This is a genomic window from Bacillus sp. X1(2014) (assembly GCF_007678255.1).
This window is the reverse complement of sequence record NZ_VEED01000043.1, coordinates 1-8,068: the sequence shown is the minus strand read 5'-3', so window position 1 is coordinate 8,068 and position 8,068 is coordinate 1. Positions and strand designations below refer to the sequence as shown.

Here is an 8,068-nt window from a genome sequence, read left to right as displayed (position 1 = left end):
TCGAAAGCATTGTCATCACCTCAAGATTTTATTACTACTATTTTACAACAAAAAAACTGTAGGCAAGCTCGTTTTTTCCGAGTTTGTCTACAGTCTGAGCAGGCGGAATTCCGCCTGCTTTCTCTTCAATCACTTTATACTTGTTTCGCTCCCTCAAATTCCTTTTTTCGAAGTTCGATCCGACGAATTTTCCCAGAGGTTGTTTTAGGAAGCTCAGTAATATATTCTATTTTCCTTGGATACTTATATGGTGCTGTAAGGGTTTTCACATGTTCCTGTAATGTTGTTGTTAATTCAGGGTCGGTGGAATCCACATCATCTTTTAAGACAACAAATGCTTTGACAATGAAGCCGCGAATCTCATCCGGACTTGCCACGACTGCACATTCCTTAACAAAAGGATGTTTAACAAGCGCATCCTCCACTTCAAATGGTCCAATCGTATACCCAGAGCTGATAATAATATCATCTCCCCGTCCTTCAAACCAGAAATAGCCTTCTTCGTCCATTTTTGCCTTATCACCGGTTACATAATAATCACCGCGGAACTGCATCGCAGTTCTTTCCGGATCTTTATAATAGTTTTTAAATAAAGCTGGTGTTTCTACATGGACAGCGATATCACCCACTTCACCAACTGCACACACCTGTCCCTCTTCGTTAATGATTTCAACCCTGTTTCCAGGCGTCGGCTTGCCCATGGAACCAGATTTCAATTCCATTCCTTTGGTAACGCCCACAAGTAAGGTATTCTCTGTTTGTCCATAACCGTCACGGACATCAATATTAAAATGTTTTCTAAACGTATCAATTACTTCTCGATTTAAAGGTTCGCCTGCAGAGACAGCACTATGAAGATTTGGTAATTGGTAATCAGCTAAATTATCTACCTTCGCCATTAATCGATATTCCGTCGGTGTACAGCAAAGGACATTTACATTATATTTTTGGAGGAGGCTCAAATATTTTTTCGGTTCAAATTTTCCGTTGTAAACTAATCCTGTTCCGCCGGAGCCTAGAACAGATAAGAATGGACTCCAAATCCATTTTTGCCAGCCAGGGCCGGCAGTTGCCCAAACCATGTCACCATCTTCAATACAAAGCCACTGTGGAGCAGCTGTTTTTAAATGAGCATAAGCCCAGCCATGTGTATGGACAACCCCTTTGGGGTTCCCTGTTGTTCCAGACGTATAGGATAAAAAGGCCATATCTTCTCTAAGGGTGTCAGCTTGTTCGAAGCTTTCGGAAGCAGCTCCCATCTCTGTATCCAAGTCAATCCAGCCCGGTTCAGTTCCACCGATCGTCAATCTTACCAATGACTGGGATTGGTTGATATTTTCAAATTGATTCACGTATGGATAATAACTAATCACACCTTTTACATCACCGTGTGTGATCCGGTAGTGCAGATCTTTTTCCTTTAACATTTCCGAACTTGGAATAACGACCATCCCCGCTTTTAAAGCTGCCAAATAAACGACATATGCCTCAATGAGACGCGGCACGATGACAAGGACCACATCTCCCTTATTTAGGCCATTCTTAGCGAACACATTAGCCGCTTGGTTCACTTTCTTTATTAATTGTTCGTATGTAACTTGCTGGGTTTCTCCTGCCTCATTCTCCCACTTCAATGCCACTCGGTTCGGTTCCTTTGCAAAACGCTCCATTTCTGAGACTAGATTATACCTTTCTGGTGCAATCAAATCTTCCCGCTTCATGCTTCTCCCCCTTAAGAAATAAGATATTTTAACCCACAATATTAATTATACAAAATTATTCGATAATTTAAAATTGATATTCTTTTTAAATTATTTATTACTATCCTGAACATGAAAAAGAGAGCGAGGGGTAACCCCTACGCTCTCTGTAGCCATCGTATATTATTTTTTATTAACGAGAGAATCCGCCGCCTAATTGAGATTCAGCCATTGCTACTAGACGCTTTGTGATTTCACCACCAACAGATCCGTTGGCACGTGAAGTAGTGTCAGCTCCAAGATTTACACCAAATTCAGAAGCAATTTCATATTTCATTTGGCTTAGAGCTTGTTCAACACCTGGAACCAATAATTGATTTGAGTTGTTGTTGTTTGCCATGTGATATCACCTCCTTGTGAGTATAGAATGTGTAGAACTTAAGATCTTCATTCTATAATCCAATTGGTAATTGTTCACAAAATGTTCGAATTTTACCTATTTAAAATAATTCGCTAAATTCTGAGCGCTGTTTGTGATCCGGTTTGATCACCATTCTTTCTGTCCCCTGAACTGCTTCATGGATCAGAGGTTCAAAATCAAAGAAACTTTCAAAATGCTGAACCTTTTCTCTTTTTGGTTTTGTTTTTGGGGATGCAGGAACAAAAATGGTACAGCAATCCTCAAAAGGTCTGTTTGAGATTTCAAATGTATCAATTTCTTGCGCAATTTTTATAATATCCGTTTTGTCCATTGTAATCAATGGACGCAAAATAGGCGTATTCGTTACTTCATTGATTGCCAACATACTTTCTAAAGTCTGGCTCGCCACCTGACCTAGGCTTTCACCGGTAATAATTGCAAGACCTTCATGTTTTTTACGAATTTCATCAGTAATTCTCAGCATCATTCTTCTTGTTGATGTCATCGAGTAATTTTCCGGTATTTGTTCGCGAATCGTTTGCTGAATATTTGTAAACGGGACAATGTGCAGGGCCAATGAGCCATAAATTTCAGCTAGTTTTTGTGAAAGATCAATGACCTTTTCTTTTGCTCTTTCACTCGTATATGGCGGGCTGAAAAAATGGACTGCTTCCACTTCTACTCCCCTTTTCATTGCCATATAACCTGCAACAGGGCTGTCAATCCCTCCTGAAAGCATGAGCATAGCCTTGCCGCTTGACCCAACCGGAAGTCCGCCAGCACCTTGTATGGTTTGACAGGATAGATAAATGGCTTCCTTTCTCACTTCAATCCTTAAATTAATATCAGGATTTTTCACATTAACTTTCAATCCCGGGATATTCTGTAGTAAATAGCCGCCGATGGTATGATTGATTCCATCTGTATCCAACTCAAACGATTTATCCGATCTTTTAGGTGTTACCTTAAAGGTCTGTCCATCACTATATATGGAACGAACTAATTCTAGCGAGGTCTGCTTTAATGCCTCTAAACCTCTTTCTACCTTTATCGCAGGGCTAAATGACTGTATTCCAAAAACATTCTTTAATTTATCAATTACTTCTGCACAGTTTTCACCATTTAATAGGACATACATCCGGTCACGGCTTGCTTCCACTTTCACATTCGGAAAAGTAACGAGTGCGATTCTTACACTCTTTTTTAACTTATCAACAAATTTATTTCGATTTCTGCCTTTTGTTGAGATTTCTCCATAGCGTATTAGTATTCGTTCATAATCCATTTATTTCATTACCTTCCTTAATTGGTTTGCAGATTCTTTGAAGGCCTCTAAAGCCGTATTTGCTTCTTCTATACTATTTTCAACAGAAAGGCTTATTCTGATGGCACTTTCGGCTAATGTCTCCGGAACACCCATTTCTATAAGCGTCTTACTTGGCAATTTCTTTTTTGAGGAACATGCACTTGTTGTTGAAACAAAGATGCCCTTCTGCTCAAGCGAGTGGATAAATACCTCCGACTTAATTCCTTTTAATGAAAAATTTATGATATGCGGGGCAGCATTTTCATGTGGCGTATGAATTTGAACATCCTCTATTTCAGTTAATCCATTCCTAAGCATGTTTTGGATCCTCTTCATTCTCGTTAACCCAGTTTCAGCTTTCGTTAATGTCATTCTAAGTGCTTTTGCCATTGCAACAGCTCCTGCCACATTTTCAGTACCGCTACGGAGTTTCCGTTCCTGATTTCCACCAGAAAATAATGGAGCAAGTCTTGTACCTTCTCGAATATATAGGGCACCAGTACCCTTTAAACCATGAAATTTATGGCCAGAAATCGAGCAAAAATCCACTCTACTTTCCTTAAGTGAAAGGGGAAGTTTCCCAATGCTTTGAACAGCATCCACATGAAATAAAATCGCAGGATGTTTTATTAATAGTTCACCAATTTCTTCAATCGGCTGAACCGTTCCCACTTCATTATTCACATGCATAATCGAAATTAAAATAGTATCTTTCCTAATCGCGCTTTCAAGATCGGCGACACTTATTCTTCCATGTTGATCAACAGGCAGGTAGGTGACCTCGAACCCCTCCTGTTCAAGCTGTTCCATTGCAGATTGAACCGATGGATGCTCTATACTTGATGTAATCAAGTGGCGTCCTTTATTTTTATGCAATAACGCAGTCCCTTTAATTGCTAAGTTATTTCCTTCTGTGCCACCTGAGGTAAAATAAATCTCGGAGGGCTTCACCTTTAGGAGGTTGCTTACTTGTTCCCGTGCCTGTGATAACAACTTTTCTGCTTGTGCCCCCATATTGTGTAGTGAGGACGGGTTTCCATAATATTCACTAGACACCGTAACGAAAGAATCCAACACTTCTTTAAACGGTTTTGTCGTTGCACTATTATCTAAATAAATCATTTTTTTCTCCTCCGAACTTCCGAACCATTGGACTTACAAAAATAAATCTTATCATAAAGATATATAAAAGGAAAAACAAAAAACCGATTCAGCCAAAGTGTGCACTGATCGGTTTTTGGTTATTTATTCACTGACAAATGAGGCTTTTATTTTTTTCAAAGCATCAGGATCAATTACGTCCAGTGTTGCTGCCGCTTGTTCAAGAGCCTGTTGGTAATCATAGTGTCTAAATGCATCTTCTGCTTCCGATAAGCCTTTAGCTACTGCTGGGTACTGAGTTTTGTATCGATTCCCATATTGAATGGCTTTTTCGGCAAGCATAACATTTTCTAAAAGCTCTATCGTTGAATTAGTAAGTTTATCCACTGTTAAAACAGCAATTTCTAAATACTGATTTAAGGCAGAAATGTTAAGCGGTTTTTCTTCAAGTTGATATTTCACATTTTGAATACTCTCATTTGTATCCTCAAACAAATACTTATAATCCTCTGGCAGGCCTGGGACGTTACTCTTCGTCACGAGACGAACGGTCTCTCCCACCTTCTTGGTAAGTTCTTTTAGCTTTTCTCTTGCCTCAAATTCATCTTTCCTAAGAGCCTGGAGTTTTAATGCAAAATCTTGCTGCCCCTCACGGATAATATCCAACTGTTCTTTTATTTGAGCCAACTCTTCGCTTATCACGCTTTGTGCTATTTCGTTTACTTTTACTTTTTCTATTAGGATTTCAAAATGTTTATAGACAGTGGAAAGTTCCTTTTCCAGATGACGTTGTGTTTCAAAATCACTATCAGACAACTGATAACTTTCTTGAACATGAAAGAGTTCACTTGATAGATGACTATTTTCCTCATGGGCGGATAGGAGAAGATCACTTGTAATTTGTTCATTTTTTAAGACAAAATGCTTAGCGTGAACTTCTTTTTCCAATAGATCGAAAAGGATATCGATTCTTTCCTTTACTTCTGTTATTCCTTCTACTGCCTCGTCAATCTTCGTCGCTTCGATGAGTACTAAATTCTCAGACAGCTTTTCCTCTAACCGTTTTAGCTCATGTTCCACATTGATATGTTCTAAGTAATATTCTTGGCCAGACATTTCACGGTACCCTTCAAGGATATCGGATAGCTGATTCGGAAGAAGCGATTGACATTCAATTAATAACTGCGGGATTAAGTCCATATCTTTCTTAATCGTTCCCAGCTGGCTTTGAATCGACAAAACTACTTCACGGGCTTCAAGATAATTACCCTGTTCCGTTTTTTCATCAAATTCCTGAAATTTTTGTGATACACCATTAAGCTGTTCTTCTAAAGACTTTTCTGAACTGCCAAAACTGTGGCGGTGGGCAAGCAGCATTTTCTTTGATTCCCGATACTGCTCTTTTAATTCCTCAATTTCAACACGGTTCTTTTCCTCGCTGCCAACCAGTTCATGTAACTCTTCTAAAATACTTTTTATTTGATCCTCTGTTTCTTGTAACTTGCCTGCAATGGCTAGTTGGACACCTTTTGCTTTATTAAAACGATACCGATCTATGTACTCTTCTGCATCAAAAAGCATTTCTTCTAAATTAGGAAGTTGCACCGTAACAACCTCGTCCCACTGATTTCGCCAACGTTCGAAAAGCTCTTCCGTTTGTCCTGTCATATTAAGAAGCTTAACCTTTGACATTTCATCCAGTACTGGACGATTCATTAAATCGATTTTCCATGCTTCCAATCGATCCATTTCCTTAAAGTACTTTTTCTTAATTAGATACCCTACTACAAATAAGGCCAGTATTAGGATAAAAAATCCAATGAAAAATTTCACAAGTAAGCCCCCTATTTCCAAAAACATTCGTTCCAAATGCAGTTATCGTACATCTATTTTAAATGAATCTTATAATGTTCTGTTCAATGCTATTATGATACCATGTAAACGACATTTTTTGACTATTAATTTCATTTTTTTTGTAAAATAAAAAAAAATAGCGATTGCCGCTATTTGACGACTGCACCCATTTTTATTGGCACATCTGAGCATAAAGTTTTTTCAATCCACGAATTAATATCCTTTAAATATTTCTGCTCAAAAAATGGTTCATTAGGAAATACGTACAGCACTTCCCTCATATAGTGAGTATTCATAAATGGCATCATGAGTAATCCTTTTAACTGGATGATTAAATAAGGAATCGAATGGGGGCGGAATTCATTCCATTCAAAACCTCTTTCAAAGATTAATTGAAAATAGTATTTTTCTTTAAGTAAGTATGTTGACATAATCTCTCGTACTATTTGCGAGTCCATCGACATTTCTCGGTAGACCAAACTTGCCAATTTACTATTTTCACATTGATAGTGTAACAAATCCGCGACAATTCGTTTTAAACATTCCTTTGCTCCCTTTTCAATGGATGCATAGGCTTCTTCCATCTTACTTATATATTGTTCAAAAAAATGCGTAAAGCAATATTCTAATAGACCTGGTTTGTTTTCAAAATGGTAGGCAATCGTTGCCGTATTTACGTTAGCCAGACGGGCGATATCCCTTATGGACGTTCCTGTGTAACCATTGGACTTAAACAATGTGATAGCAGCCTTTACAATAGCTTCTTTAGCATTTTTCTTCATAAAATGGCCCCTTTCTGGAATACCCGATAATCCCCTTACTTAAAAATTCTTTGTTACCCGACAGATTCCTTTATAAAAATATCGACAAAATCTGCTTATATTCTTGTAAATTTGATAAAATACTTATATTAAATTGTTGAACCAAAGGGGAAATATCATGTTTAACGTCGAAATATATACAGGAAGCCGCGAAGAAAATTATAATCTTCTCATAAAGCAGTTGCATGCTCTCATTCACGATGAGGAGAATTCAATCGCCAATCTCAGCAATGCAAGTGCCCTGCTGAACCAATTTCTTGATCGAATTAATTGGGTTGGGTTTTATTTAATGGATAATAACCAACAACTTGTTCTGGGACCATTCCAAGGTCTTCCAGCATGTGTCCGAATTCCAGTTGGCAAAGGTGTATGCGGAACGGCTGCTTTAAAACAGGAAACGGTTCTAGTCGCTGACGTTCATCTGTTTCCAGGTCACATTGCCTGTGATGCAGCGTCCCAATCAGAAATTGTCGTTCCGATAATAAAAAATGGGGAGCTTTTTGGTGTTCTTGATATTGATTCGCCTGAAAAGAACCGGTTTGATGAGTTCGATCAACAAAAACTGGAAGAATTTGTGGCGGTTCTTGTTGAACATATATAGAAAAGAGCACAGAGGAAGTTTCCTAAAGGTTCCATTTTAGGGTGCTTTCTTATTAAAAGACAGAAAAATAGACGTATGCATTGGCATACGTCTATTTCTTTATTCATCAAGGTTTCTTTCGGGTTAAGCACTCGCGCTGTAAATAGACGGAGAAGTTCCGCTTATTTAGAAATTATCATTAAAAATAAGATTAAGTCCGTATAATTGTGTAAAAAGAAAAAGGGGTCAAATTAATTCCTTTTGTCAACAATGTTATCAGCGACG

Annotated in this window: 7 protein-coding genes; 1 reads left to right on the top strand and 6 read right to left on the bottom strand. The window is 38.2% G+C overall.

Features of this window, described 5'->3' with window-relative positions; all coding sequences use genetic code 11:
* Positions 1–134: 134 nt before the first annotated feature.
* The 6 genes from mbcS to refZ form a co-directional block, all read right to left on the bottom strand.
* Positions 135–1,721: an acyl-CoA synthetase MbcS gene (gene mbcS / locus FS608_RS29540; protein WP_144556126.1), complete on the bottom strand. Its 1,587-nt coding sequence runs from the start codon at positions 1,719–1,721 to the stop codon at positions 135–137.
* A 172-nt stretch (positions 1,722–1,893) separates the two neighbouring features.
* Positions 1,894–2,100, bottom strand: a complete 207-nt coding sequence (locus FS608_RS29535) for an alpha/beta-type small acid-soluble spore protein (protein ID WP_088089259.1) — start codon at positions 2,098–2,100, stop codon at positions 1,894–1,896.
* A 100-nt stretch (positions 2,101–2,200) separates the two neighbouring features.
* On the bottom strand, positions 2,201–3,406 hold the full coding sequence (thiI, locus tag FS608_RS29530) for a tRNA uracil 4-sulfurtransferase ThiI (protein WP_144556124.1): 1,206 nt from the start codon (positions 3,404–3,406) through the stop codon (positions 2,201–2,203).
* Positions 3,407–4,549, bottom strand: a complete 1,143-nt coding sequence (locus tag FS608_RS29525) for a cysteine desulfurase family protein (protein WP_144556122.1) — start codon at positions 4,547–4,549, stop codon at positions 3,407–3,409.
* A 123-nt stretch (positions 4,550–4,672) separates the two neighbouring features.
* Positions 4,673–6,361, bottom strand: coding sequence for a septation ring formation regulator EzrA (gene ezrA, locus FS608_RS29520; protein ID WP_144556120.1), 1,689 nt, complete (start codon positions 6,359–6,361; stop codon positions 4,673–4,675).
* 170 nt (positions 6,362–6,531) lie between these two features.
* Positions 6,532–7,164 carry a forespore capture DNA-binding protein RefZ gene (refZ, locus tag FS608_RS29515; protein WP_144556118.1) on the bottom strand — a complete coding sequence of 211 codons (633 nt, stop codon included), beginning with the start codon at positions 7,162–7,164 and terminating at the stop codon, positions 6,532–6,534.
* 157 nt (positions 7,165–7,321) lie between these two features.
* Here refZ and FS608_RS29510 point away from each other — a divergent pair, with 157 nt between their 5' ends.
* Entirely contained in the window at positions 7,322–7,804 is a 483-nt protein-coding gene (locus FS608_RS29510) for a GAF domain-containing protein (protein ID WP_144556116.1), read from the top strand.
* Positions 7,805–8,068 lie beyond the last annotated feature (264 nt).

What these genes read in the sequence shown, in the direction of transcription:
- FS608_RS29525 (WP_144556122.1), bottom strand. Translation starts at nt 4,549, where the DNA reads ATGATTTATTTAGATAATAGTGCAACGACAAAACCGTTTAAAGAAGTG.
- FS608_RS29510 (WP_144556116.1), top strand. Translation starts at nt 7,322, where the DNA reads ATGTTTAACGTCGAAATATATACAGGAAGCCGCGAAGAAAATTATAAT.
- refZ (WP_144556118.1), bottom strand. Translation starts at nt 7,164, where the DNA reads ATGAAGAAAAATGCTAAAGAAGCTATTGTAAAGGCTGCTATCACATTG.
- thiI (WP_144556124.1), bottom strand. Translation starts at nt 3,406, where the DNA reads ATGGATTATGAACGAATACTAATACGCTATGGAGAAATCTCAACAAAA.
- mbcS (WP_144556126.1), bottom strand. Translation starts at nt 1,721, where the DNA reads ATGAAGCGGGAAGATTTGATTGCACCAGAAAGGTATAATCTAGTCTCA.
- FS608_RS29535 (WP_088089259.1), bottom strand. Translation starts at nt 2,100, where the DNA reads ATGGCAAACAACAACAACTCAAATCAATTATTGGTTCCAGGTGTTGAA.